29 protein-coding genes are annotated in these 25,183 nt (G+C 66.1%); 6 read left to right on the forward strand and 23 right to left on the reverse strand.

All coding sequences use genetic code 11. The annotated features are described in order from the left end of the window. Nucleotides 1-35: 35 nt before the first annotated feature. Nucleotides 36-557: a DoxX family protein gene (locus tag CEX88_RS06960; protein WP_064397629.1), complete on the reverse strand. Its 522-nt coding sequence runs from the start codon at nt 555-557 to the stop codon at nt 36-38. Nucleotides 558-809: 252 nt separating this feature from the next. Between CEX88_RS06960 and CEX88_RS06965 the strand changes: the two genes are divergently transcribed. After that, the gene (locus CEX88_RS06965) at nt 810-2,309 is read left to right on the forward strand and encodes an HNH endonuclease signature motif containing protein (RefSeq protein WP_094292923.1); all 1,500 of its coding nucleotides are present in this window, start codon (nt 810-812) and stop codon (nt 2,307-2,309) included. Here the strand turns inward: CEX88_RS06965 and CEX88_RS06970 are convergent. The 13 genes from CEX88_RS06970 to CEX88_RS07030 form a co-directional block, all read right to left on the reverse strand. Beyond that, a complete protein-coding gene (locus tag CEX88_RS06970) occupies nt 2,306-3,574 on the reverse strand; it encodes a WS/DGAT/MGAT family O-acyltransferase (protein WP_094292924.1) in 1,269 nt (422 codons plus the stop codon). The genes CEX88_RS06965 and CEX88_RS06970 overlap by 4 nt on opposite strands. A 10-nt stretch (nt 3,575-3,584) precedes the next feature. Then, on the reverse strand, nt 3,585-4,493 hold the full coding sequence (locus CEX88_RS06975; protein WP_094292925.1) for an alpha/beta fold hydrolase: 909 nt from the start codon (nt 4,491-4,493) through the stop codon (nt 3,585-3,587). A 7-nt stretch (nt 4,494-4,500) separates the two neighbouring features. Then, nucleotides 4,501-5,298: a hypothetical protein gene (locus CEX88_RS06980; RefSeq protein ID WP_420799196.1), complete on the reverse strand. Its 798-nt coding sequence runs from the start codon at nt 5,296-5,298 to the stop codon at nt 4,501-4,503. After that, nucleotides 5,295-6,017 (reverse strand): Mce protein, encoded by a 723-nt coding sequence (locus CEX88_RS06985; RefSeq protein ID WP_094292926.1) that lies wholly within the window; start codon nt 6,015-6,017, stop codon nt 5,295-5,297. The genes CEX88_RS06980 and CEX88_RS06985 overlap by 4 nt, the downstream gene beginning before the upstream one ends. A 142-nt stretch (nt 6,018-6,159) precedes the next feature. Beyond that, nucleotides 6,160-7,659 (reverse strand): MCE family protein, encoded by a 1,500-nt coding sequence (locus CEX88_RS06990; protein ID WP_068195451.1) that lies wholly within the window; start codon nt 7,657-7,659, stop codon nt 6,160-6,162. Nucleotide 7,660: 1 nt separating this feature from the next. Next, nucleotides 7,661-8,815 (reverse strand): MCE family protein, encoded by a 1,155-nt coding sequence (locus tag CEX88_RS06995; RefSeq protein WP_420799197.1) that lies wholly within the window; start codon nt 8,813-8,815, stop codon nt 7,661-7,663. Further along, nucleotides 8,812-10,137, reverse strand: a complete 1,326-nt coding sequence (locus CEX88_RS07000) for a virulence factor Mce family protein (protein ID WP_094292927.1) — start codon at nt 10,135-10,137, stop codon at nt 8,812-8,814. Before CEX88_RS07000 ends, CEX88_RS06995 begins: the two co-directional genes overlap by 4 nt. Continuing rightward, nucleotides 10,134-11,486 (reverse strand): MCE family protein, encoded by a 1,353-nt coding sequence (locus tag CEX88_RS07005; protein ID WP_066847596.1) that lies wholly within the window; start codon nt 11,484-11,486, stop codon nt 10,134-10,136. The genes CEX88_RS07000 and CEX88_RS07005 overlap by 4 nt, the downstream gene beginning before the upstream one ends. Further along, nucleotides 11,483-12,514 (reverse strand): virulence factor Mce family protein, encoded by a 1,032-nt coding sequence (locus tag CEX88_RS07010; protein ID WP_066847593.1) that lies wholly within the window; start codon nt 12,512-12,514, stop codon nt 11,483-11,485. The genes CEX88_RS07005 and CEX88_RS07010 overlap by 4 nt, the downstream gene beginning before the upstream one ends. Before the next feature lie 37 nt (nt 12,515-12,551). Then, nucleotides 12,552-14,012 carry an MCE family protein gene (locus CEX88_RS07015; RefSeq protein WP_094292928.1) on the reverse strand — a complete coding sequence of 487 codons (1,461 nt, stop codon included), beginning with the start codon at nt 14,010-14,012 and terminating at the stop codon, nt 12,552-12,554. Nucleotides 14,013-14,014: 2 nt separating this feature from the next. Further along, complete coding sequence (locus CEX88_RS07020) at nt 14,015-14,869, reverse strand: ABC transporter permease (RefSeq protein ID WP_064397607.1); 855 nt, start codon at nt 14,867-14,869, stop codon at nt 14,015-14,017. Further along, complete coding sequence (locus tag CEX88_RS07025) at nt 14,866-15,633, reverse strand: MlaE family ABC transporter permease (protein WP_064397605.1); 768 nt, start codon at nt 15,631-15,633, stop codon at nt 14,866-14,868. The genes CEX88_RS07020 and CEX88_RS07025 overlap by 4 nt, the downstream gene beginning before the upstream one ends. A 257-nt stretch (nt 15,634-15,890) precedes the next feature. After that, the gene (locus CEX88_RS07030) at nt 15,891-16,505 is read right to left on the reverse strand and encodes a TetR/AcrR family transcriptional regulator (protein ID WP_238381978.1); all 615 of its coding nucleotides are present in this window, start codon (nt 16,503-16,505) and stop codon (nt 15,891-15,893) included. 99 nt (nt 16,506-16,604) lie between these two features. Between CEX88_RS07030 and CEX88_RS07035 the strand changes: the two genes are divergently transcribed. Continuing rightward, the gene (locus tag CEX88_RS07035) at nt 16,605-17,462 is read left to right on the forward strand and encodes an alpha/beta fold hydrolase (protein WP_094293098.1); all 858 of its coding nucleotides are present in this window, start codon (nt 16,605-16,607) and stop codon (nt 17,460-17,462) included. Nucleotides 17,463-17,556: 94 nt separating this feature from the next. Here the strand turns inward: CEX88_RS07035 and CEX88_RS07040 are convergent, their stop codons facing one another. Further along, a complete protein-coding gene (locus CEX88_RS07040; protein ID WP_094292929.1) occupies nt 17,557-18,513 on the reverse strand; it encodes a hypothetical protein in 957 nt (318 codons plus the stop codon). A gap of 25 nt (nt 18,514-18,538) precedes the next feature. Here CEX88_RS07040 and CEX88_RS07045 point away from each other — a divergent pair, with 25 nt between their 5' ends. Next, nucleotides 18,539-19,324 carry an adenylate/guanylate cyclase domain-containing protein gene (locus CEX88_RS07045; protein WP_094292930.1) on the forward strand — a complete coding sequence of 262 codons (786 nt, stop codon included), beginning with the start codon at nt 18,539-18,541 and terminating at the stop codon, nt 19,322-19,324. Here the strand turns inward: CEX88_RS07045 and CEX88_RS07050 are convergent. Next, a complete protein-coding gene (locus tag CEX88_RS07050) occupies nt 19,306-19,482 on the reverse strand; it encodes a hypothetical protein (RefSeq protein WP_094292931.1) in 177 nt (58 codons plus the stop codon). The two genes, CEX88_RS07045 and CEX88_RS07050, sit on opposite strands and share 19 nt — an antisense overlap. Nucleotides 19,483-19,524: 42 nt before the next feature. Between CEX88_RS07050 and CEX88_RS07055 the strand changes: the two genes are divergently transcribed. After that, nucleotides 19,525-20,202: a guanylate cyclase gene (locus tag CEX88_RS07055; RefSeq protein ID WP_094293099.1), complete on the forward strand. Its 678-nt coding sequence runs from the start codon at nt 19,525-19,527 to the stop codon at nt 20,200-20,202. Between the two features lie 86 nt (nt 20,203-20,288). Here the strand turns inward: CEX88_RS07055 and CEX88_RS07060 are convergent, their stop codons facing one another. The 3 genes from CEX88_RS07060 to CEX88_RS07070 form a co-directional block, all read right to left on the reverse strand. Next, nucleotides 20,289-21,107: an LmeA family phospholipid-binding protein gene (locus CEX88_RS07060; RefSeq protein ID WP_094292932.1), complete on the reverse strand. Its 819-nt coding sequence runs from the start codon at nt 21,105-21,107 to the stop codon at nt 20,289-20,291. Between the two features lie 302 nt (nt 21,108-21,409). Then, the gene (locus CEX88_RS07065) at nt 21,410-21,685 is read right to left on the reverse strand and encodes a WGxxGxxG family protein (protein WP_066807980.1); all 276 of its coding nucleotides are present in this window, start codon (nt 21,683-21,685) and stop codon (nt 21,410-21,412) included. A 155-nt stretch (nt 21,686-21,840) separates the two neighbouring features. Next, a complete protein-coding gene (locus tag CEX88_RS07070; RefSeq protein ID WP_094293100.1) occupies nt 21,841-22,326 on the reverse strand; it encodes an SRPBCC family protein in 486 nt (161 codons plus the stop codon). Between the two features lie 124 nt (nt 22,327-22,450). Between CEX88_RS07070 and CEX88_RS07075 the strand changes: the two genes are divergently transcribed. Continuing rightward, nucleotides 22,451-22,717 (forward strand): hypothetical protein, encoded by a 267-nt coding sequence (locus CEX88_RS07075; RefSeq protein WP_094292933.1) that lies wholly within the window; start codon nt 22,451-22,453, stop codon nt 22,715-22,717. Between the two features lie 7 nt (nt 22,718-22,724). Here the strand turns inward: CEX88_RS07075 and CEX88_RS07080 are convergent, their stop codons facing one another. The 4 genes from CEX88_RS07080 to CEX88_RS07095 are packed head-to-tail and all read right to left on the reverse strand — an operon-like array spanning nt 22,725 to nt 24,597. After that, nucleotides 22,725-23,276, reverse strand: a complete 552-nt coding sequence (locus CEX88_RS07080) for a VOC family protein (RefSeq protein ID WP_094292934.1) — start codon at nt 23,274-23,276, stop codon at nt 22,725-22,727. A 22-nt stretch (nt 23,277-23,298) separates the two neighbouring features. Continuing rightward, nucleotides 23,299-23,835: a GNAT family N-acetyltransferase gene (locus CEX88_RS07085; protein ID WP_094292935.1), complete on the reverse strand. Its 537-nt coding sequence runs from the start codon at nt 23,833-23,835 to the stop codon at nt 23,299-23,301. Further along, a complete protein-coding gene (locus tag CEX88_RS07090) occupies nt 23,832-24,197 on the reverse strand; it encodes a DUF1801 domain-containing protein (protein WP_066847373.1) in 366 nt (121 codons plus the stop codon). Before CEX88_RS07090 ends, CEX88_RS07085 begins: the two co-directional genes overlap by 4 nt. 40 nt (nt 24,198-24,237) lie before the next feature. After that, on the reverse strand, nt 24,238-24,597 hold the full coding sequence (locus CEX88_RS07095; RefSeq protein ID WP_094292936.1) for an Rv2640c family ArsR-like transcriptional regulator: 360 nt from the start codon (nt 24,595-24,597) through the stop codon (nt 24,238-24,240). A 101-nt stretch (nt 24,598-24,698) separates the two neighbouring features. On the opposite strand from CEX88_RS07095, the gene CEX88_RS07100 reads away from it, so the two are divergent. Then, a complete protein-coding gene (locus CEX88_RS07100; RefSeq protein WP_094292937.1) occupies nt 24,699-25,181 on the forward strand; it encodes an ArsI/CadI family heavy metal resistance metalloenzyme in 483 nt (160 codons plus the stop codon). Nucleotides 25,182-25,183 lie beyond the last annotated feature (2 nt).

Raw genomic sequence — 25,183 nt, forward strand, 5'->3', positions numbered from 1 at the left:
TAGCTATGTAGGTGCGGTATTGCGCCGGGCTGTCGTCAGGCGTCGGTCTTGGCGGGCGGCCGGTAGAAGATCGCCAGCTGACCGATGCCGCCGAGCAGGCCGAGACCCAGCGAGATGACCAGACCCCACCACCCGTGCAGCAGGTCGTAGAAGCTCGTCGAGCTGAACAGCAGGTGGTCGAGGCTGAGCTTGCCCGCGCCGATCGTCGCGATGCCGACGGCAGCGGCGGCGAGCACGAGGTTGTACTCCCAACCTTCCTTGACGATGAAGAAGCCGTTGGCCCGGTGCACGGTCCACGCGGCGACGAGCATGAGCGCCACGAAGCCCGCGGCGGGTATCGGGGTGAGCAGGCCGAGCGCGAGCCCGATGCCGGCCGCCATCTCGGTCGTCGCGGCGACTCGGGCGTGGAACTTGCCCGGCTTCATCCCCATGCTGTCGAACCACCCGGCAGTGCCGCTGAGGCCTCCGGGTCCGAAGAACTTGTTGTAGCCGTGGGCGGCCATGGTCAGGCCCAGAACCACGCGCAGGATCAGCACTCCGACGTCGTAGGCAGTCATGCAACAAAATCTAGGCCATGTGTTAAGCCACTGCCCAGCCCCCTCGCATGATCGAGTGGTCGTCACCCCCACGCCGTGCGTGCGTACCCGGCCCTCCGCGTTCCAGCCGACCTTGTTCGCCCCCGTCGCGTGAACCAGGTATCCCCAGCTCTCGGCATCCGCCCGCACGCGGGTTATCCCCAAGTTGGGGTTCATCCCCAGATGCGCTCTATCCGCTGGTTGCGCAACGTCCGGGTCGATAGATTCGATCACATGTTCGAAGAGTTGGTGGCCGCCGCCGACGGTGCCCGGGGTGCGGGTGTGATCGGGGCGTGGGCGCGGGTGGAAAACGCCGCCTGCGCGCGCCGGCTGGCCGCGGCCGCCGACGTCCTGGAACGTTTGATCGTCGAAGCCGGGGCCGTCGATCGCGAACAGTGGTGCATCGACAACTGGACCATCGCCGCCGCCGAGGTCGCCGCCGCCCAAGGCGTCTCCCTGGGAGTGGCCTCTCACCAACTACTGCTCGCCGATGACCTACGCCGGCGCTTACCGCGCGTGGCCGAGGTGTTCGCCACTGGGGCCATCACTTACCGCACCGTGGCCGCAGTGGCCCACCGCAGCCGCCTGGTGCGCGATGCGGGCGCGCTGAGAAAACTCGACAACGAGCTGGCCACCCACCTCAGCGGATGGGCCACCCTGTCCACGGAAAAGCTGCACACCGCCATCGACACCTGCGTGGACCGCTACGACCCCGCCGCCGTGCGGCGCGCCGAATACGCCGCGCGCGGACGCCACATCGACATCCACAACCCCGCCGACGGATCAGGCACTGCCACCATCGAAGGCACACTGGTGGCCACCGACGCCGACGCCCTCGATGCCCGCCTGGACGCCATGGCCGCCGCGGTCTGCGCCCACGACCCGCGCACCGCCGAACAACGCCGCTCTGATGCCTTGGGCGCCATCGGCCATGGTGCTGAGCGGCTGGCCTGCGCGTGCGGGCGCGCTGACTGCGACGCTGCCGCACCCACCCCCAGCACGGTCGTGGTCCATGTGATCGCGCGCGAAGACTCACTGGGCGATGACACCCCGGCCATGCTCGACGGGCACGTGTCCTACAGCCAAGAGCCCGAACCCGCCGGGCCGGCCGCCACCGACCCGGGCTATCTGATGGGCAAGGGCCTGCTGCCGGCCCCGCTGCTGGCCGGCAAGCTGGCCGCCACCGCCACCCACCAACCCCTCATCCATCCCGGGCAGGCCGGGCCCGAACCGCGCTACCGGCCCTCAGCCAAGCTGGCGTGGTTCGTGCGCTGCCGCGATATGACGTGTCGGTTCCCCGGCTGTGACGTGGCCGCCACCGACTGCGATCTCGACCACACCATCGCCTACCCCGCCGGACCCACCCAAGCCGCCAACCTCAAATGCTTATGCCGCCAACATCATCTGTTGAAAACCTTCGCCGGCTGGCGCGACAAGCAATACCCCGACGGCAGAGTCGAGTGGACCTCACGCGAGGGCCAGACCTACACCACCCACCCCGGTAGCCGAATGCTGTTTCCCCAACTGTGCCGCCACACCCCCCCCGCCATCGTCGACCACACAGCCGACACCGACAGCAACGGCGACGCCAGCCAGGCGCGCACCCTGAAAATGCCGCGCCGCAAACAAACCCGCACCCAAGCCCGCCATCAAGCCATCACCGACGAACGCCGCCACAACCAAACCATCGTCGACCAACTCATGGCCGAACGCAACAAACCCCCACCCTTCTAGGGGTGTTCGGCGGTCAAGGCCGCCTCCAATCTCTCGGCGTAAGAGTCGATGTCGCCGATCGCCGACTCGGCCGCATGCACGCTGACGGCGATGGTGTCTCCGATGCCGTGTACGCCGTGCGTCACGCCCATCATCGGAGACAGCCCCGGAAATCCGGCCGTCAGGACGACGGGCGAACTTCCAAACTGCAAATCGTCAGGCCCACGGTTCACGCTGGAGACGACGGTGTTCCCGGTGACCGTCGGGGAACGCAGTGTCATATCGAATTTTTCTATGCCATAACGCAATAACGATGCCGGCACCGCAGCGGACGCCCTACCAGACGCAACCATCGCCGGATGGGCGGCCCTGCGCCGGCGTTGCTCCAGGTCCTTGGCAATGCGCGCAGCACGTTCATGGAATGGCAGATCCGGATACAGGTCCACACCCACATTGCCGAAGTGATTGTGGGCGCGCCGCTCGCCCGTCTTCGCCATCGGCACCTCGGCGCCCAGCAGCGATGTGTCATCACCGAACTCCCGCAAGTGCGCGGCCAACGCCTCGGACACCGCGGCCAATGCGCCAGTCGTCACCGTGGGCCCTGGCATCTGTGAACGCCGCATCACCACCGTCCGGATGCTGCGCAAGCCTTCCGGTCGCGCATTGCTCCGCAGCGCAGGACGCGAATCCGCCTGCGGCGGAACCAATCCCGCCGACGTATCTCGCACCAACCCAAGGTGAGCCCGCGCGGCAGCACAACCGCGCCACGGCAGTCTCGACCCTAGAAACCGCTCTGGCGCCGCAACATTCGGCACGATCTCTCGTCTCCCGAACAGCCACGCAGCCAACGCCGATGACCGCACACCGTCCCCGAGCGCGTGCGCCACCTGCACCGCCGCTACCGTTCCGAGTCCCGCTCCCGGAACATCCTCGACAGCCGGGAAGACGTGGATTCGCCATGCCATGATCCGCGGATCGAGTTGGTCCGAGCTCAACAACCCCGCCACGATCGCCAGACAGCCCGCCCAACTGGCCCCCGCGGCATGCATCACGAACTGGTTCGGCGAGACGTCCGCGGGCACCCACCGCGGATATGTCAGCGGATTGCCGTCACGCACCCGCAGGCGTAACTCGGTACAGCCCCGCGCCCGGGCACGGATTCGCGCTAGGGCCGACTCGACATCGGCAACGTCCCCCGCGAAACCGTAGAGCAGAAACTGATCGCTGGGAATCTTCGCCGACATCCAATACGTCTGCGCATCTACCGCAGCCAGTCGTCGCCCCATGTCCCCCAGGCTAAGCGCGCGTCGAGCCGATGAAGTCGACGATGTGCCCCGCGACGGCATCCGGCTGTTCCAGCTGCAGGAAGTGACCGGCCCGCTCGACGGTGGCGACCTCTCTAGCTTCCGGCAGAAGCCGCCGGACCCACCGGGTGTAATCCGCTGAGGCACAACCATCGTCGGTGCCATGCAGGTACAGAGTCGGAAGCTGCGGCGCCGAGAGCCAATGCCGGTGCAGTTGAGCGTACTGCGCGGGCGGCTTGCTGTTGCGCACGGTGGCCCGGTAGTACCCGAGCGCGGCACGCCAGTTCTCGGGCGCACCGATCGCGTCGAGAACGTGGGCGACGTCCTCGGTGGCGTCGTAACCCGGCGACCACTGGCGCCACAACCGGGGCACCACCCACGACGCGGATCGCTCGGGAAGGCCGGGTAATTGGAAGTACATGATGTACCAGCTGCGGAGTAACTGGCGGGGCAACTGTGCGGCGAGCCGGCCCGCATCCGGCGTCTTGCCCAGGGGTCGGAACGCCGCGGCAAACGGCACCGACATGATGACGGCCTTCGAGAACGGGCTGTCGGGCATCGCGGCGAGCCCGGCACCGGCGATCGCTCCCCAGTCATGCCCGATCAGCACGTCGCGGCCGGTCGGTCCGGCCGCGTCGAGCACCCGCAGCGCATCGTCCATCAACGCGCCGACGTGGTAGCTGCCGTCGGATGCGGTCGACGACGGTGCGTAGCCTCGCATGAACGGCGCCACCACCCGCCATCCCGCGTCGACCAACAGCGGTGCGATGTTGCGCCATCCGTGCGCGGTGTCGGGAAAACCGTGCAGGCACAGTGCAATCGGCGCACCGACGGTGCCCCAGCTGAGGGCGCGCAGCCGTACGCCCGGCGCATCGACATCGATGAGTTCGGGTTCGGCCACTACGCCCCTACACCGGCTCGAACTTCGAGATGAGCCAGTCGCCGTCGATCTTTTCCAACGTCACCCGCACGCTCGAGGCGGTATCCGTCGGCGCGTCCTGCCCCATGACCACGGTCTGGTTGACGAACACCAGGACCACAGCCTCCTCGGAGTCGGCCGACACGGATGCGGCCGCCGGAACGGAAGCCACTGCGGAGATCTGCTTCTGCTGTGCGCCGGGGATCACCACGTCGTTGATGAGCCCGGTGTAGGACTCCTCGAACTCGCCTGTCAACAGGGAGCGTGCATCGTTGAGCTGCTGTTCGACGGTGTCCGGCTTGTACGACAGCATCGCCACCGTGCTGTCTTTGGCGGCCTGGACCGATTCGGCGCGCGCCGCGTCCGCGTTGCGCACGGAGTTGTCGACCCACTTCAGATAACCGGCTCCGCCTGCCAGCAGCAGCGCGAGGGCGGGCAGCACGCCGAAGGCGAAGACGCGGGCCCAGTTGATGCCTCCCTTGCCGGCGGGCTCGGTCGTGGCGGGCTCGGTCGTGGCCGGCTCGGTCGTGGCCGGCTCGGTCGTGGCCGGCTCGCTCGTGGCGGGCTCGGTCGTCTCCGCTGACTCGGTCGTTTCGGCCGCCGGGGGGTCCTCCGCGGCCGTGGTCTTCTCCACTGCCTCGGTCTTCTCCGCAGGCGCGGCCGTCGTCTCGGCCGTCGATTCCGTCAGCTCGACCGCCTCGGATGCCGGCGTCGTGCCCTTCTCGGCGGCCTCGTCGGTGGCGTCGTTGTTTCGCTTGCGCCGCGGAAGTCGATGTCTATTGCTCACGGTACGAACTCCACATTCGAAATCTTGGCCTCGTCCTCGCCGGTCTTCTGCACCGAGATCCTCATCCGCCAGGACCGCGGCGCCTGCTCGGGCGCACCGGCATTGGTCGTGTTGACGGTCACCGCGACCAGAACCTTGGCCTCGTTGTCGTTCAACGACTCGATCCCCGCCTCGGCGATCTCGCCCTCCGACTTCGACTGCGCCTGCTTGACGACCTCGACGAACGGTTGCGCGCGGGCCTGGAAATCGTCGTAGAACGTTCCGGTCGACGAGTCCAGGACACGTTGCACATCCTGCTCAGCGTGCTCGTGGCTGATCGTCGTGAGGTTCAGCGCGCCCTGCCGACCGACCTGCAGGAAGAGGTTGCGCAGATCCTCGGCCTGCCGCGACTCGTACGCCCGGTATCCGAGCCAGCCCGTCAGCGCCGCGAGGGCCACCACGACCACCAGGCCGACGATCGTCGCCAACCGGACGTGCGACATCGGCGCCTTAAGCGGGGCGGGCTCCGCTTCATCCTCGGCGGCGTCGTAATCCTCGGCGCCTCCGGCAGCCTCTGTCGTGTCGGCGGCCTCTGTCGTGTCGGCGGCCTCTGTTGTCGACGCAGTCGGTGTCGTCGAAGCAGCGGGTGTCACCGAAGCAGCCGGTGCCGTCTCGGCAGGTGTCGTGGACTCGGGACCTTCGGCCGCGGCGTCCTTGCCGGGTGTGGTCTCGTCTGCCATCTAAGTTCCTCTGCGGCCCACGGGCCAGGTCGTGGTCGGGTAGACAGGTCGACTACAACTTACGTGTCCGACACCATAGCGTCGGAACCTGCCCGCGAAACGGCACACGTCCGCGCCGGTATCGATGCTGCAAAGTTCAGCGTCAGCTCCCCGGCGGGACGAGCATCGACTGCCACGGCCGCTCGCCGGCCGCACCGTTTGCCAGGTTGGACTGGGTGTACACCTTGCCGTCCGGTCCCACGTATTCGCCGGAAGCGGGGTCATATTCGGCGGCCGCGACGGGCAGCGGCGGCGTACCCGGCGGAGGCGGCGTGATGGCGACGGGCACATCCGGGGGCACATGCGGGATCGGCTGCCCCGAGAGGGTCGCGTTCGGATCACCTTTCCAGTTGTAGCCGTCGTTGAGCGGCACGTACTGCTCGTTGCTCTCGCACATCTGCCACGTCGGAGCCCGCTTGCCCGGCACCGTGATACACGGCAGGTTGCGCGCGCCACGGACGTTGAACGGCGCATCCTGCGGCGTCCGGCAATACAGATCGCCCACCGGCCGGTCGGGGTAGTCCTCGAAGACCGGCACGCGCTGCTGCTGGGCGGGCAGGAACCCCGTCGTACACGGCGGCGGCAGGTTCTGCGGCGGCAGCGGCAGCGGCGCGGGCAGCGCGGGCAGGATCGCATTGAGGTTGAAGATGAGCGAGTCGCCCATGTAGTCCTGCTTGGTATTGCGCTTGTGCACGCCCACCGCCTGTGTGACCGCGGTGCCCTGCGGCAACAAGACCAGCAGCTGCTCGAGGCTCGGCTGGTAAGCGAGAGCCACCTCTCCGATGCTGACCAGGTTGGCCAACACGATCGGCAGGGTCGGCTGCAGTCGTTCGAACAGGGCGCGCACCTCGTCGGCGGCCCCCGGCCCCTTGGCCAGGATTCCCGACACCGCCGGATCCTGGCTCTGCAGTTGACCGCTGATGCTCGCCAGGTTCGCCGCCCACGCCTGAATGGAGCCGGAAGTCTCGGTCTGGGTGTCAAGTATCGGCTTGGACTCGTCGATCAGTGTGAGCAGCGGGTCGAGGTTCTTGCGGGCATCAATGGCCAGCGTGGCGCTCCCCTGGACCAGCCGGCGCAGTTCGGGGCCGAGCCCGCCCACCGCGGTATAGGCCTCGTCGACGACGGTCCTCAAGTTCTCTTGCGGAATCGCCTGCAGTCCCCGGGCCGTATCGTCGAGCACCGTATTGATATCCGTCGGAACCCTGGTGCGGTCCAACGGGATCACATCGCCGTCCCTCAACTCCGGACCATCGCCGCTACGGGGGAGCAGCTGGACGTACTGCTCGCCGACGGCGGACACGCTGTGCACCTCGGCTTCGAGGTCGGCGGGGATGCTGACGTCGGAGTCCAGCGACAGCACCGCCTCGACTCCCCTGTCGGTGAGATCGACGCTTTTCACCTCACCGACCTGCACACCGCGGTAGGTGACGTTGCCCCGCGGATACAGCCCGCCGGTCTCCGGCAATTCGAGCGTGACACGGTACTGCCCCACGCCGAGCAGAGTCGGCAACCGCATGTACCCAAAGATCATGACGCTCAACGCAATGATCGCGATGGCCGAGAAGATGGCCATCTGAATGAGGATCTGACGGGTCATTCGCATGCTACGGCCCCTGATCCCAGCGATACGGAGCGACCAACGGGTTGCCGCCCGGTGGCGGCACATGGTGGTTGCACGGGCTCGGGAACTGGCCGATGGTGCGGCCCCACTGCAGCTCCAGCCAGGTCAGGTTGCACTCGAACCGCGTTCCGGTGAAGAAGGCCGAATCGATTCTGCTCAACGTCAGGTCGACGACCAACGTCAGGTTCGCGTAGTCGCCGCGCATCCAATTGAGCAACGTCTCCTTCGGGAACGGGAAAGTCGGCAAGAAGCTCAGCGCGCGGGTCAACGCGGGACCGGCATCGGCCAACTCCTCCAGCACCACGCCCAGGTCCTTGAGCTCTTGCACCAGAGCGTCTTTGGTCTGGTTGATCGAGTCGGCGGCCAACGCGCTGAACCTACCCAGCTGGGTCAGCACCTCAGCCAGGTTCTGCCGCTGATCCCTGAGCACGACCAGGGCATCGGGAATGGTTCGTAAGGCCTTGTCCACCACCGGCTTCTGCTCGGCGATCTGACCCATCAGATTGTTCAGGCTCTCGGTGGCCTCGATGATGTCCTGCTTCTGGTCATCGAGGTGCCCGATCGCGATGTCGAGCTGCTCAATGAGGCTGCGCAGGTCGTTCTCGCGGCCGGTGAACGCGACACTGAGCGCTTCGGTGATGTCGTAGATATTGCCGATCCCGCCGCCGTTGAGCAGCAGCGCCACTGCGGCCAGCGCCTGTTCGGTGCTCGGGTAGGCACTCGACGACTCGAGCGGAATCAGCGAGCCCTCTTTCAGCTTGCCCGTCGGGGGCGCGTCGGTCGGCGGGGCCAACTCGATGTGCAACGACCCCAACAGGCTTGTCAGCCCCAGCTTGGCCGTCGCATTGGCGGGCAGTTCGACGTCACCGTTGAGTTCCATCGTCACCAGCGCATGCCAGCCCTGACGCTCGATCCTGCGCACGGTGCCGACGTTCACATCGGCAACCCGGACACGGGAATTCGGCTCGATGTTGTCCACGTCGGGCATCTGCGCCTGAATCGTGAACGCACCCGGGCCGGTGCCCTCGACGCCCGGCAACGGAAGCGAGTTCAGCCCCTGCCAGTCGGAACAGCCCGACAGCAGCGCCGCCGACACGGCCACCACCGCTACTGGACGAAAAATCCTGCGCCGCATCATGGGCCGACCCCCTGGGGCACCATCATGCCGTGCAGACCGTCGGCCGGGTTCGTCGAGACCGGCGCCTCGGCCGCCAGCGGCGGGCCGGCCGGTGCGGGTGGTGCCGCCTGCGCCGACGGAGGCGGCGGTGCTGCGGGTGGGACAGGTTGCGGCGGAATGTAATCCGGCCGCAGCCAGTCCTCGCTGTAGGTCAGCTCATTGGGCCGCGTCGTGGCACCGGAGAAGACGTTTTGCATGATGGGCAGGAAGTTGTACTGGCGGTTCTTCAGGATCGGCGCCATGTACTGCACGCACAGCTTCGCCGACTGCTCGGCATTCAGCCGGGATGCGGCCTGAATTCCGCCGCACAGGAACGAAATCGGGTTGGCGAAGTTGTTGAGCATCGGCAAGCTGCTCACCGCCCCCTGGGCGGGCTGCCAGATGTTGACGTAGTTCTGCAGCGTGTTGGGGGCCACGTGCAGGAACTGCTTGAGCTCGCCAAGGCTGTCGGTCAGCGCCTGGGTCACCCCCGCCAGCTTGTCCGACGTGGTGCCCAGCGCTTCACGGTTGTCGGCGACGAAGGTCTGCACTTCCCCGACGACGTTGTTGAGGTCGCGCAGCGCGTCGGCGACTTCGCCGGGATCGTTGGCCAGCAGTCCGGTCACGGACGCGAGGTTCTGGTTGAGCTGACGCATCACGTCGGTGCTGTCCTGCAGTGCCGAGACCAGGGTCGCCAGGTTCTTGACCGTGGAGAAGATGTCGGTGCTGTGATCGCCAAGCGCGGTCACGGCCTGCGACAGCTTGATGACGGTGTCGCGGATGTTGGCGCCTTCACCGCGCAGGTTGTCGGCGGTGGTGTTGATGACCGATCCCAACGGGCTGACATCGCCGGGCTCGGTGGGCTGCAGCGTCTCGGCGAGCTTCTGCAACTGTTGTCGGACCTCGTCCCATTCCACCGGAACGGCGGTGCGCGACTGCGGGATCACCGTGTCGTCGCCCATCACCGGTCCGCCGCTGTAGGGCGGGGTCAGTTGGATGGCGCGCGCTGTCACCAATGTCGGCGACAGGATCGCGGCCTTGGCGTCGGCAGGCACCTTGTGCTTGCTGTCGTACCAGAACGAGATCTTGACCCGGTCGGGCTGCGGTTCGATGGATTCGATCTTGCCGACGGGGACGCCGACGATGTTGACGTCGTCGCCGGGGTAGATGCCGTTGGCGTTGTCGAAGTAGGCGACGACGTGTGTGCGGTTGATCGCTCCGGTGTTGCGCAACAACACGACAGCGCCGGCGGCGAGTATCACGACCAGCGCAACGGCCAACATGATGCGCGCACCCCGCGTCATCGTCCGGCCTCCGACGATGAAAGGTGGGCCTGCCCACCGGGAGCGGGCACCGCGACCGGAGATGGTGTCGGGTCCGCGGTCGAGCGCATGGCCGGCGGCGCCTCGGCGGGCGGTCCCGGCGGCGGCCCGCCTGGGGGCGGTGCCGGCAGCGGCTCGCGGTATGGATAGCAGCCGGGCCCCGGCAACGGCAGCCCGGGCGGCCCACACGCCTGATCGCCGGGATTGCCGGTGATGGCGTCGGGGACCGTCAGCCGCGGTTCACCGCCTTGACCTGTCCGCGGGAAGGGCACCGGCAGCGCCGGTGTACCCGGCTGACCGACCTGCGGGTCGGACAGCTCGGACGGCAGCTTCACATTGGGATCCAGGCCGAGGTCGGAGAATGCGGCATCGATGAACGGCTGAAGGAACTGGCCGGGCAACAGATTGGCGACGTAGTTCTTGAAGAACGGGCCGCCCGACACCGATTCACCCAGCGACATCACATAGTCGGTCAGCAACGAGAGCGACTTCTGCACGCGTTCCTTGCGATTGTCGATGATCGTCAGCACGCCGTTGAGCTTGTCCAAAGCGGGCCGAAGGGTTTCGCGGTTCTCGCCGATGAAACCCTGCAGCTGCCCGCTGAGCGCCGAGATGTTGCCCGAGATCTCATCGAGTGCGGCGCTTTGGTTTTGCAGCTCAGCCAGCAGCGCGTTGGTGTCGGTCACCAGACTCACGATCTGATTGCTGCGCTCGGCCAGCACCTTGGTGGCCTTGTCGGCGTTGCCGAGCAGCCCGCGCAACTGGGCGTCACGTTCGTTCAGCGTGTCGGAGAACCGCGCCACGCCCTCGATCGCGATCTTCAACTCCGGTGGAGTGTCGGAGAACGTGGCCGACAACACCCGCAGCGATTCGGACAACTGGTCGGTGTTCAAACCGCTGATCGCCGTGGCCAACTCGCCCAGCGCATCTGGCAGCTCATAGGGCGACCTCGTGCGGTCGAGCGGGATCGTGCCCTCCTGCCGGCCGTCGCCGCGGGAGGTGACCTCGAGGATCTTCGTGCCCAGCAGCCCCTCGGTCTTGATCGCCGCCTCGGTGCGATCACCCAGCCGGATGTCGCTGTCGACGGTGAACGTCACCAGGGCGCGCGGTCCGTCCAGCTCGATCGATTTGACCCGGCCGACCTCGAATCCCGAAACACGCACGGCCTTACCGGCTTGCAGCCCGCCCACCTCGGCGAAGTAGGCCGAGTACTCGCTGCCCTGCAAGAACGGCAGCCGGTCGTAGTTCAGCGCCCCGAGCACGATGCCGATCGTCAACGCGAGCCCGATAGCTCCGATGACGGTCTGATTCCGTTCCGAGAAGGACCTCATCGCGGCGCACACCTCCCGGTGGACTGCCCGGCGACTTTCACGTACACCGGCTGGCCGCCCTTGCCATTGAGTTTGAGCACGATGTCGCAGAGATAGAAGTTGAAGAAATCGCCGTAAAGCCCTTGCCGCGCCAGCGCTTGATGGGCATCCGGCAGGGTGTTCAGCAGGTTGTCGAAGTACTCGTGGTCAGCCACCACGATCCCCGCAGCACGGTCCGTTTCCTGGACCGCCTTGCGCAACGGTGGCCGGGCCTGGTCCAACAGGTCCGCGACGGTTCCGGCCGCTTCGTTGGTGTACGCCAGCCCGTTGCTGATGTCCGCTCTGCGTTCCGCGAGCGTCCCGACCAGTTCGCTGAGCGCGTCGACGGCCTTCGCGAACTGGTCGTTCTGGTCGCCGAGCGACCCCAGCACCACGTTGAGGTTGACGATGACGTCCCCGATCAGCCGGTCCCGGTCCGCCAAAGTCGTTGTCAGCGCTGCGGTCTGGGACAGGAACGAGTTGATGGTCGCGCCCTGCCCCTGTAGCGCGTGGATCAGCTGACTCGACAGCGCGTTGACCTGATCTGGATCCAGTGCACGGAACAGCGGGCGGAAGCCGCCGATCAGCGCGTCGAGGTCGAGCGCCGGAGACGTGCGGGCGAACGGAATCGTGCCGCCGGGCTCGAGCTTCTTGACTCCGCCCACGCCCTCCTCGAGTGCCAGATAACGGCCGCCGATGAGGTCGTCGTATCGGATGACGGCCCTGCTGCCTTCGGTCAGCACCACCGACTGGTCCGCGTTGAACTCGACCCGTGCGGTGGTATCCGGTTGAATGGCAACCTTTTCCACGCTGCCGACCTCGACGCCGGCGATGCGCACGAAGTCCCCGTTCTCCAGGCCGGTGACATTGGTGAACTCGGCGACATAGCTGTTGGTGGCCTCCCCGAAGCGCATCTCGCCGAAGACCGCGAACAGTCCGAACACGCCGAGCAGGCAGACAGCCAGGAACACGCCGAGACGCACCGCGTCTCGGCGAACCCTGGCGTTCATGCTGGACATGGCGTGTCACCTCTCATGGCGTCGTGGATCATCCGAACGGGGGGCCCGGTCGTGCCGGCGTCGGCAGCGGTGTCGGTCGCAGCGGCGTGGGCTGCACCTGGGCCGGCGAGTGGACGATGAACGGCTCCGAACCCGGTGTGGGACCGGGATCCCGCGGTGCCATCGGCGGCGGTGCGGCCGGCAGGCCCGGCCACAGTGGGGTGCCGTCGTCGGCGTACAGATCGGCACCGTAAGCCGGGGCTCCCGGGTACGGGATCGGACCTATCGCGGGTCCGCCGAACAGGTTGCGCACGCTCGGCGGTTCGGGCACCGCACGGGTGGTCGGCAGATAGTTGGCGTATCCGGGGAAACCGATGCCGGGGTTGGGCCGCCAGTCGATTCCGGTGCCGAACCCGGTGTTGGTGACGAGGTTGCGCACTGGCCAGTTCTGCGCGACGTCGGGCAGCGAGCCGCAACTTGGCTTACCGCCCGGCCCGCCTTTGGCGCCGACGATCGGCAGGTGATTGGGGTATCGGTACGGGTCGTCACCGACGCCCAGGGCCACATCCAGCACCAGGGTCCGGCCGTTACCACCCGGCGCGTCGTACCCGCCGGTGTCCAGCAGGGTCTTCGCGCCGGTCAGCAGGCAGGTGTACTCCGGGCTGTACTTGTACAGCAGGTTCGTCGTCGGCTCGAGCACGTTGATGGACTTGATCAGGTTCGCCTGGTTCGGCGCCAGCAGGTTGATTCCGCTGTTGGAGAGCCCGATGGTGGCCATCAGCAGCGCGTCCAATTGGCTGGCCTGGGCGGTGATCGTGGTGCTCGTCGTGCTGAGCGCGTCCAAGGTGCTCAGAATGTCCTGTGCCGCAGCGCTGTACGTGTCGTTGAAATCCCGCAGCGCGCGCAAGTCGGCGGTCACCGTCTCGTAGCGCGGATTGACTTCGAGCAGAACCTGATTCGCGTCAGTGGTGGCCTGACCGATCAGCTCGCCCTGACCCCGGACCCCCTCGGCGAGCGCGTACAGCGTGCTGTTGAGCTTGGCCGGGTCGATCTGTTCGAGCACGTCGACGATGTTTTGAAACACCGTGTTGGCTTCGACGGTGACGTTGCGCGACTCGATCACCTGACCGGCGGCCAGGTGCTGTGAACTCGGATCGTTCGGATAGATCAAATCGACGAACTTGGCCCCGAACACCGTCGTCGCCCGGATCTGCGCCTCGACGTTGGACGGGATGAACTGGAGCTTGTCCTTGTCGATCTCCAGCTTCAACGCCACCGGCTGGCTGCCACCCTGGATTGCGGAGACCCGACCGACCTGCACGCCGCGCAACTTGACCTTGGCGTCGGTTTCCATCACCAGACCCGAGCGGTCAGATGTCAGCGTGACCGTCTCGGTCGCCCTGAAGGCGCCGACGAACAGGGCGTACGTCAGCCAGATGGCGGCGGCGAGTATGACCACGAGGATCAACGTCCACCACGCGGGGTGCAGGCCTTCGTCTTCGATGTCCATGATCAACCGGCCAGGTTGAAGTTGCCGGATTGACCGTAGACAGCGAGCGACAGCATCACCAGCACGAAGGCCGAGACGATGAGCGAGGTGCGCACCGCCCGCCCGACGGCCTCACCGACGCCCGCGGGTCCACCTCGCGCGGTGTAGCCGTAGTAGGTGTGTACGAGCATGATCATCACTGAGAGCGCGATGGTTTGACCGAACGACCACATCAGATCCGTGGGGTTGAGGAACGTCCTGAAGTAGTGGTCGTACACGCCCGTCGACTGACCGTAGATCACGGTGGTGCCGAAGCGTGCCGCCCAGAACGCGGCGATCACGCCGACGCAGTACAGCGGGATCACGACCAGGAAGCCGGCGACGACCCGCGTCGATGCGAGGTAGGCGATGCTTCGGATGCCCATCACTTCCAGCGCATCGACCTCCTCGTTGATCCGCATGGCGCCCAGTTGCGCGGTGGCGCCCGCGCCGATGGTGGCCGACAACGCCACCGCCGTCGTCGCCGGCGCGATCAGCCGCACGTTGAAGAACGCCGAGGCGAAACCGGTCAGTGCCTCGACGCCGATCTCGGAGAAGTCGGTGTAGCCCTGCACCGCCACCAGGGCGCCGGTCGTCACGGTGAGGAAGCCGACGATGGCCACCGTGCCGCCGATGATGATGAGCGCCCCGGCCCCAAGGCCCATCTGGGCGATGATCCGGATCAACTCGACCTGGTAGTGCACGACGGTGTAGCGGATCGACGTCAGGGTGCGGCCGAAGAACTTGGCTTGCATCCCGACTCGGTTCCATGGATCGGCGACGCTCTTGAACCGGGCTTTCAGCCAGGGGAACTGGGAATGCGGCCGTGAAACAGTCACATCGTCACCTTCACCGCGACCGCGGTCGCGACGATGTTGATCGCGAACAGCGCCATGAACGTGAAGACCACGGTCTCGTTGACCGCGTTGCCGACGCCGGCAGGCCCTCCGCCGACGGAAATGCCCTTGTAGCAAGCGATCATGCCGGCGGACAAGCCGAACAGCGCGGCCTTGAGCAACGCGATGATGACGTCGGTGGTCCCGATGAGCAACGTCAGACCGGCGGCGAACGCACCCGGTGAGACGTTCTGAATGTAGACCACGAAGAAGTATGCGCCGGCCAGCCCGACGAGGATCACGGTCGCCGACAGGGCGAGCGACACCAGGGTCGCGGCCGCCACGCGTGGAACGACCAACGCCTGAATGGGATTCACACCCATTACCCGCAGCGCATCGAGTTCTTCGCGGATGGTGCGCGCGCCGAGGTCCGCGCACATGGCGGTGGCGCCTGCGCCCGCGACCACCAGCACTGTCACGATCGGCCCGATCTGGCGTACGGTTCCGAGCGCCGCGCCCGTTCCGGAGAAGTCGGCGGCGCCGAACTCCACCAACAGAATATTGAACGTGAAGGTCAGCAACACCGTATACGGAATGGTCAGCATCAGGGTCGGCAGTATCGACACTCTTGCGACGAACCACGACTGAGAGATGAACTCGCGCCAAGCGAAAGGTGGCCGAAACATCCACACGAAGGTGTCGAGCGCCATGGAGTAGAAGCCGCCGAACGCGCGCACAGGCTTTGCAATTGCATTGACAGCGACCATCAGTCGGCTCCCACCCGCGCGCTTCGCACTGCCATCTGCACTGCCATAGCCCGCCGACCTTCCCTGACACCAACAACCCGCGCCCGTGATGGCTGTGGCGCAAGGGTACACACGGCCGGACGTCCGGGAACCGTATATCGGGATTTTGCGGTTGAGCAACCGCCGACGTCAGTCAGGGCAGTTTCCCCATTACAAAGGCCACCGGCTAACTTTCGCGCACGGCGAACCAGCAGGCAGGACCGGTGCGGTCTCGGAAATCATCGCTCTTCGGCGACGACCTGCCTGGCGCCCAGCGCGCGGAGCGCGAAGTCGAGCATGCGGGCCTTGGCCAGGCGCAGACCCTCGTGGTCGTCGAAGGTCTGGCTGATCAACACGCGACTGATGATCGCGTTGATGGCTACCGCATCCTGCTCGGGGTCGGCCAGCGGAAACGATCCGTGGTCGCGGCCGCGCCGCAGGATCTCCACCAGTGAGCGCTCACGATCGGCGTGTGCCTTCTCGCGCGTCTCGCGGTAGCCCTTGGCCGCGCGGACCTCGTCGGAGTCGATGACGGTGAAGTGCATCCGCATCTCCTCGTCGTGGATCAGCCCGAACATCGCTTCGATCCAGGCTTCGAGTTGCTCGGCGGGAGCACCCGACTTCTCCTCGAGGACGCGGTCAAGGCGCCGCGCCAACGCGTCGGTCTCCTCGCGCAGCATGGCGAGGAACAACTCGTCCTTGGATTCGAAGTGACGGTAGAAAGCGCGGGTCGAGACTTCCGCCCGCTGCAGAATCGCAGCGACCGGAACGGGTCCCGTGTGTGGTTGCGACAAACAGGCGTAAGCAGCCTCGATGATGCGCTCACGGTCATGGGCGGCAAACTCGGGCTGCACGAGCGCAAAGTATATTGACGCTCTCATCACGGACACCGGGATCGACGGAAATTCCCGGTAGGTAACGTGAGCCACCGGGGCGAGCCGGAGAGGACGGCCGTGAGCGCGACTGACAGCGAACCGCAGACCGTTAAGTTCCGCGGGTCGGAGGACATCACCTTGGTGGCCGACGAGTGGAACCGTGGTGCGCAGACGCATCAGCCCTCCGTCCTGCTGCTGCACGGAGGCGGCCAGAACCGTTACTCGTGGAAGCAGACCGGACACGTTCTGGCCGCTCTGGGTCTGCACGTGGTCGCGCTGGACAGCCGGGGACACGGCGACAGCGACCGGGCGCCGGGCGCCAACTACACCGTCGACGCGTTGAGTGCTGACACGCTCGCGGTCATCGAGCAGATCGGGCGTCCGGTCGCCTTGATCGGCGCGAGCATGGGCGGGATGACGGGCATGCTGGCTTCCGCCGCTGCGGGACCCGAAAAGGTCACCAAGCTCGTGCTCGTCGACGTGGTGCCGCGGTACGAAAAGGACGGCAGCGCGCGCATCCGCGAGTTCATGTCAAGCGGCATAGACGGATTCGAGACCCTCGACGAGGCGGCCGACGCGGTCGCCGCGTATCTGCCGTACCGGAAGCGGCCGCGCAACCCCGAAGGCCTGAAGAAAAACCTGCGATTTCGCGACGGACGCTGGTTCTGGCATTGGGATCCGGCGTTTCTCACCGCGCCGATCGACGACCGGTTCGTCCGCGAGGAGAAGCTCGAGCACGCGGTGATGAGCTTGACCATCCCGATCCTGTTGATCCGCGGGAAACTCTCCGACGTGGTCAGCACCGCGGGGGTCAAGGACTTCCTGGAGAAGGTGCCCCGGGCGGAATTCGTCGAGCTCTCCGAGGCCGGGCACACCGCCGCCGGCGATGACAATGACGCGTTCTCCGAAGTCGTGGTGCAATTCGTCAGCCGGTGACTCACGACCGCCACGGTCGCCGCATGCGCCGAAACTGAGGTTTTGCGCGAAAATGTTGCGAGAATTCGTGCAGAAGTTCAGTTTCGAGTCGCCGTCAGGCGAGCAGTGACACTGCCTCGTGGCGGTCAGTGGTCAGGATCTCGAACATCGCGCGCCGGTTGGCCGTCAACTCGGCGCGCTCGAACGCCTTACCCGCCACCTGGATTCGGCAGCTGGCGATCGCGGAGTTGTAGCAGTATTTCGTCGCGCCGTCCGTGTCGGTGTACGTCAGCCCGATCACGTCGGACGGTTGCGTGACGATCTCGCCCTCGATCATCTGGTCGGCGACCCGCCCGCCGAACGTCCATGTGAACGGCTGGTAGTGGCCGTGGGTCTGCAGGCTGCCGCGGATCGAGCGCACGGCGAACTCCTGACCGGCATGCCGAAACACGAACAACGTCACACCGGGCAACAGCACCGGCCCGAACGCCGCTCGGGCAGTGACGATCTCGAGCGTCGTATCCGGTGCGTCGTCGAACCCGCAGACCTGCCCATATGCGTATGACGGTGTGTGCCGGGTGCCCCAGTTGTGGTTGACGCTGCCGGTCCAGCCGTCGAGAACGAGGCGGACATCGTCGAGTTCGAGCAATCCGTCGAAGCGCGCGAGGGGATGGCGCACCGTCGTCTTGGCGGTCGGAAACCGCGCCGCGTAGGCACGGTCGGTGAGCAGCCGGACCGGTGCTTCGTCGCCCGGCGTGATGCGCAGGTCCCACCGCGCCGAGCGGCGCCCACCGGTGACCACCCCCTCGGCCGACCGGTCGTCGAGGACGGTCGCGGCGATGCGCGCGGTCCAGTCCTCATAGCCGTAGTCGGCCGACTCGATCGGGTACGGCTCCTTGAGCGCGCGGTTGCCTGCGCCGTCCGGGTCGAAGACCATCACCCACACGTCTGCGACCGCCTCCCCCGCCGTGGGGAGCAGCAGCGTCTGCCGGAGCCACAGCGCCTGCGGCAGGTCAGGATGGTTGGCGCGGATGTAGCGACTCTCGTAATACGGGGGCTCCGCAGACGTCACCGGTTCAGCATCCAATACTTAGGGGGTGACCGGTGCCCAGATCGTGGCCTACGTATTGGCGATTGTGGCGGCGGCCGAAGCCGTCGCGCTGGCCGTGCTGTGGATCCGTTACACCCGCCAGCGTGAGGAACTCGACGAAGCCCACCGGCGTCTGGATACCAGGAACATGCTGTTCAGCGGCGGTCGCGAAGCGGTGAAGCAGGTGTGGCAGACCGCGAACATCCTGCGCAAGGACGGCCTCGGCGCGGCGGTGCGATCATCGATCGAGGACCTTGCGGACTGGGCCGAGGTCGAACGACCGGACCTGGCCCGGCTCTCGCCGAGCGGCAAGATGGTGATCCTGTTCTCCGACATCGAGGAGTCGACGGCGCTCAACGAACGCATCGGTGATCGCGCCTGGGTCCGACTGCTGGGCCGCCACGACAAGATGGTGCGCCGCCACGTGAAGAAACACTCGGGCTACGTGGTCAAGAGTCAGGGCGACGGGTTCATGGTGGCCTTCGCCCAACCGGAGGAAGCGGTGCGCTGCAGCATCGAGGTGCAGCAGTCACTTCGTCGTCCGCCCAACGGTATTCGCGTCCGGATGGGCATTCACATGGGTAAGTCGGTGCGCCGCGGTGACGACCTGTTCGGGCGCAATGTCGCGATGGCCGCCCGCGTGGCGAACGAAGCCAACGGCGGCGAGGTGCTAGTGAGCGAGGTGGTGCGCGACGCGCTAGCCGACGTCGAGGACATCGAGTTCGACGACGGCCGCGACGCCGAACTCAAGGGGTTCAACGGATCACACCGGCTCTATGCCGTCGCGTCATGACCGTCGGCGTTGGTCTCGGCCACCCGCTGGTGTAGCCGCGCCCTGATGTCATCGGGTGTGTACGAATTGCGGCGCCGCTGATCGCGCGCGACCAGCGCCCCGCCTGCCACCACACCCGCCACACTCGCCAGCCCGACCCACTTCCAGATACCGCGCATGACGCTCAGTCTGCCTAAGCTGCGGATGTGAAACCAACCACCGTGTCGTTGGAGCAGGCGCTCGAGGCGACCCGCACCGGCGATCTGTGGCTGTTTCGCGGACGGTCGGGGCCGGACCGGGCGATTCAGTCGTTGACCAACAGCCCGGTCAACCACGTCGGGATGACGATGGCGATCGAAGACCTGCCGCCGCTGATCTGGCACGCCGAACTCGGCGACAAGCTGACCGACATGTGGACCGGGCGCAACCAACGAGGCGTTCAACTCAACGACGCACGCCAGGTGGTGGAGCGGTGGATCACCAACTATCACCAGCGCTGCTGGCTGCGCCAACTCACGCCGTATGCCAGCCGCGAGCAGGAGGACCGCGCGTTGAAGGTGGTCGCCCGCATGGACGGCACACCGTTCCCGAGCACCGCGCGGCTGACCGGCCGGTGGTTTCGCGGGCGCCTCGCCGTCACCGACTTCACCCGCGGAATTCCGTTCGTACACAAGAAGGTTCGCGATGCGACGCTACGCAGAAAACAGGAGAAGCTCCAAGTGGGGCTGCAGACCGCGTACTGCGCCGAGACCGTCGCAATCACCTACGAGGAGATGGGCCTGCTCACCTCGGAGAAGCACTACAACTGGTTCGACCCGGGCTCGTTCTGGAGCGGCGACACGCTGCCGCTCGCGCCCGGCTATCAACTCAGCCCCGAAATCGCCGTGACGCTGGACTGATTCACGCCCTCAAAGGCGAGGTCCCCGAGGCAACCATCATTGCACCTACCCCTATGTAGTTGCCTCCGGCTTCCTGCGAGATAGCGCTAAAGGCGCGCGAAGCAGGGGTTGGCGTCCTCCTTGGGGATGGCGGCGTCTCGACTCGAGAATGTGCCGACCACGCCGGAGTCGGTGACCCTGACGCTGTCGGCTTGGATCCCGAGCGGGTAGTTCTCGTTGAGCTTCTTGGTCAGGTCGTTGAGCGCGGTCTGCACAGCGTCCTTGGGCAGCGGCCCGGTGACGTCGAGGACCTGGAGGTTGAGGTCACCGTCGGTGACGACGGGTTTGGCGCTGACACTGTTGTCGCCGGCCTCCAGGATCACCGTCCCCGCCGCGGGGTCGGTACGCACGCCCGTGACCAGATTGCCGACGCCGGGCAGGTTCGCGGCAACGGTGTCCTTGATACCGGCCGACTTCCAGCTCAGCGTCGCGTCGAGCGACCCGATGGTGCCCTTGGAATCTCCGGTGTCCTGCAACCGCACATCGGCGAGGGTGACCTGCGCGGTCATACCGTCGGCGCTCTGCACCCGGTTTCCGTCGGTGGTGACCGAGATGTTGGTGTAATGCCCTGTCATGTGCTGCCACAGGAACGGGGGGTTCACTCCGAAGGAAATCTTGACGCCGTCTTCGGTCACGCACTCGGCGACCTCGGTCAAGATGTTGTCCGCGCGCTGCCGCGCATAGAGCTCGCCGGCGGCCAGGCCACCCGCCAGCAGGGCCAGCACGATGACCGCGACCAGCACGATCGACGTTTTGTTGAAACCGTGTCTGCGGCGCGGCTTCTCGTCGCCGCCCGGCGCCCCGAACGTTGGTGGTGGCGGCGGTGGGATCGGTTCTCGTCGATGGATCTGCTGGGTCGGCTGCACGTCGGCCGGTGACGGTGGTCGCGGAAAGCGTTGTGTCGGACCGGCGCTCGCCGGCCCCCTTGGGGTGCGGAGTTGCTCGGTCGGCCGCTCTTGCGGTGGCGGGGCCGGTTGCCGGGGCGGCTCCGGCGGCCGGGGCGGCGGTCGCCGCTGTGACGGGTGCGGTGGCGGCGAGCCACGGCCCCGCCAGTCAGGCGGACCCGGGCGGTGCGGCGGCTGCGTCACGTGCGCGATTCTGCCCTATCAGTACTCGAGAAGCCCCCGCCAGGGCGGGCCTGGCGGGGGCTTGTAGATCGAGTGAGGTACTACGCCCGCGGCGGCGGCGGGTTCGTCGTACCGGTGTTGCGAACGGCCGGGTAGTCGGCGTCCCTGCGCTTCTTCAGTCCGAGCAAGCCCAGCAGGCCCAGGAGCCCCGCAAGCCCCCACAGACCGGTGTTGTCGCTTTCCTGCTCGTGCTCGACTTCCTGCGCGACCGTCGTGGTGGTCGTTGCGGGCACGGTCAGATCAGTCGCATTGGCGACACCAGCGCCGCCGAACAGCAGACCGAGAGTCACGGCGCCAACCGCCAGTGATTTATGCATTGTGTTGCTCCTTTTTTGTGTTGGAGCTAGACGACCCATGGACTCCAAGCCCACCCCCCTAGCTCGGGAGCAAGTGTTCACGCAGAAGAAAGCGTTCAAACCTGATGCCGGCGAGATCTCACAATGCATCGGGCGTGCATCGCTTGGTGGGCCGATCACTCGGCGCGAAACACGGCCTGTCGCCTGGCGAGGTAGTCCGCGAGGTTCTGCAGCGAAGAATTCATTCCGTCCGCGTGGTCGGCGGCCGAGATCCCGACCGGCACGTCGTCCGCGCGCAGTTCGACCCGGGTGCCGCCGTCGACCCTCGTCACCGACCACGTCATCGTCATCGTTCCGCCGAAAATCGCGTCGGCAGATGCGAATTCGACGGTTTGAACGACGCGTTCGTCGGGCTCTATCTCAACGAAGCGTCCCTCGACGACATCGGCGTCGGCGTTGCTTTTGCCGCCCTGCGCGGGCGGGTCGCTGTATGTCAGGACCATTCGGTAGGAACCACCAGGCTGGGGGTCGAAGTGTTCGAATCGGCCGGTCATCCCCGACGGCGGCAGCCACTGGACCAGCGCCTCAGGGTCGACGAGCGCCTCGAAGACGCGGCTCAACGGCGCCTTGACCACCCGCGATGCGCTATCCGTGCGTGTCATCACCAACATTGAACCCGATTCGGCGCTCGCAATTCTTGGGATCGGTAGCGCGTCCGGCCCCTTCTACTCATCGCACTGGCGACGCGATACGACGCGAAGCCTCGAGAAAAGGAACCAGGCAGACATGAACACACACGGCGCGATGAAGTCGATGATCGGGGCGACGCTGTTGGGCGGTGCGGCCCTCGCCGCAGCACTCACCGCGGGTGCCGCCCATGCGACCCCGTCACCGCATCCGGAGTTGAGGATCGAATACTCCGATGTCGCTGCCCCCAATGACCGTTCGGTGCGCCCAAGCCATCCGCAATCGCGCTTGTGCGACGGCTCGGTGCGCGTCGCCAGCCCTACAGTCCAGGCGTGTGACGGCTCGGTGCGGGTAGCCCTCCCCTGACTTCGGTCTACTGGCGCGGCAGGGTCCTTCGCGCCTGCCACGTGACGCCCGCCACGGTGGCCGCCAGGTCCGGCCTGGCTTTGGCGAATACCCGCAACGCTCGGTAGAACGACCAAACATGCCGGGGCGTCGGCACTTTCGGCACCCACGCCAACTCCCAGTGGATGCCGTTGATCGGATCGTCGAAGAAGACCGCGTAGTAGCCGGGCCAGTACTGCGGATACTCCCTCGGTGGATCGGTGACCGGGACATCGCGCGCGACCAGGAACTCGCGGTGGAAGCGATCGACTTCTTTGCGGCTACGCGCCCACAGGGCGATGTGGTTGATGCCGACGGACTGGTCGGCGTGGGTCAGCTTCGCGCCGGTGCGGGCAGGTTGTATGCCGATGTAGCTGTGCGGGTTGACGTAGCGCGTCATGTAGTAGATCGACTGGTACTCCATGTCCATCGACGAGAAGCTGCTGTATCCGAGCCAGCCGAACAACGCGTCGTAGAAGGCGATCGAGTCGTCGTAGTCCAGCACCGCAAACTCCACGTGACTGACCCCGCGCCACCGCATCGCGACCTCCCGCCATTGTGTACTACGGAGTGTAGTACTCATATGTCACGACGGTCATCGCTTCTCCAGATGGCGTGACCTCGTCCCGGGGACCGTCCGCCAGCACGAAGCCGACGCCTTCCAATACCCGACGAGATCCGTCGTTCTTCGGAGCGGTCCGTGCCGTCAACCGCGTCAATCCGGCTTCGGTGGCCAGACCAACAACTGCCGACAGACCCTGACGGGCCGCGCCGCGACCGCGCCCCTGCGGAGCCAACCAGAACCCGACCTCTGCATCGAATTCGTGGATGTCGAAAAGCACAATGCTGCCGAGGAAGCCGTCGGACCACGCGTCCGCGATGGCCAGCACGGCGAGCGTGTCGTCGGCCAGACCGCGTGCGATGACGCCGTCGATCTGCTCGCGCACGATCTCTGCCGAGTACTCCCGCAGCGGTAGATGTGCGAACCGTCGCACCGCGTCGTCGTCGGTGCCCGCCGCGAAGGCGTGCGCGTCGCCGTGTCGCAGCCGCCGGACCGTCACGTTGCCTTCGCCGCGGGGAAGCCGGTCGGCGATCCTCACTTGCGGCGCTTCGACGCCTTGTTGCTGCGGTTGACCTCGACGGCTCGGTTGATCAGCGCCTTGAACGCCTCTGGGTCCAGTTCGTCGTCTTCGCGTAGATCGATCGACCGCCCGACGGGTGCCTGCAGACTCGCGTTGAAGAGTTCATCGGGGTCGTCGATGGACGAGCCCTTGGCGAAATTCACCTTGACCTTGCCTTTATACATCTCCAGCGTGCAGATGAGGCCGTCCAACGAGAACGCAGGCACACCATCGGGATTCGATGGCTTGCGCCATTTGATCTCCTCGACGACGTCGGGCTCGGCTTGCTTGATCAGTGACCGAATCTCCTCAACCCGGTCGACGCGCCAGTCGTCAGTCATACCTCGAATGTAACGCCTCGCCGCTACGACCCCGGCGAGACTACGTGCAGCAGTTTGGGTCCAAGACGGCGCATAACGCACCGAGCGCATCGCGGTGCGGCCGGTGGTACACGTTCATTCCGCGCCGGTCGGATTCGACCAGCCCAGCGCGTCGAAGCTGGGTCAGGTGATGGCTCACAGTCGATTCGGTCAACCCAAGTGCCGTCGCAAGTTCGCCGCTGTTCTGCTCGCCCGCCGACGAACTGAACAACATCGACATGATCTTCACCCTGGCCGGGTCAGCGAGCGCCTTGAGTCGAAGCGCGACATGGAGCGCGTCGTCGTCACTCATCGGACCGGCGGCAACCGGCGCACAGCACACCGGCGCGGACATATCGATCACGGGCAACGACTTGGGCATGAAGCAAGTCTGCCACGGGTCTTGACATATATCAAAAAGGTGAGGAGGGTGGTGGGCAGCCGGCTACTTCGATATATGTCTCACAAGTATGGAGGAACATCATGTCCCGCGTTCAGCTCGCCCTAAACGTCGACGACCTCGACGAAGCAATCACCTTTTACTCGAAGCTGTTCAACACTCCGCCCGCCAAAATCAAGGAGGGCTATGCGAACTTCGCCGTCGCGGAACCACCGCTGAAGCTGGTCCTGCTGGAGAATCCCGGCAAGGGCGGCACGATCAACCACCTCGGAGTCGAGGTTGCGACGAGCGAGACCGTCCACGCCGAAATCGCCCGCCTGACCGACGAAGGGCTGTTCACGGACGAAGAGATCGGCACCACCTGTTGTTTCGCCAAGCAGGACAAGGTCTGGGTGACGGGCCCGGCGGGCGAGAAGTGGGAGGTGTACACGGTGCTCGAGGACTCCGACACCTTCGGCACCAGCCCGCAGCACCCCGGTGACGGTCACGCTGAGGGCGACGTCTGCTGCGGCGGTACGGCTGCTGACAGCGATGACACCGTGGCGGCAACGTCTTCCTGCTGCTAGAT

It is taken from the genome of Mycobacterium neumannii (assembly GCF_002245615.1).
Taxonomy (GTDB): Bacteria; Actinomycetota; Actinomycetes; order Mycobacteriales; family Mycobacteriaceae; genus Mycobacterium; species Mycobacterium neumannii_A.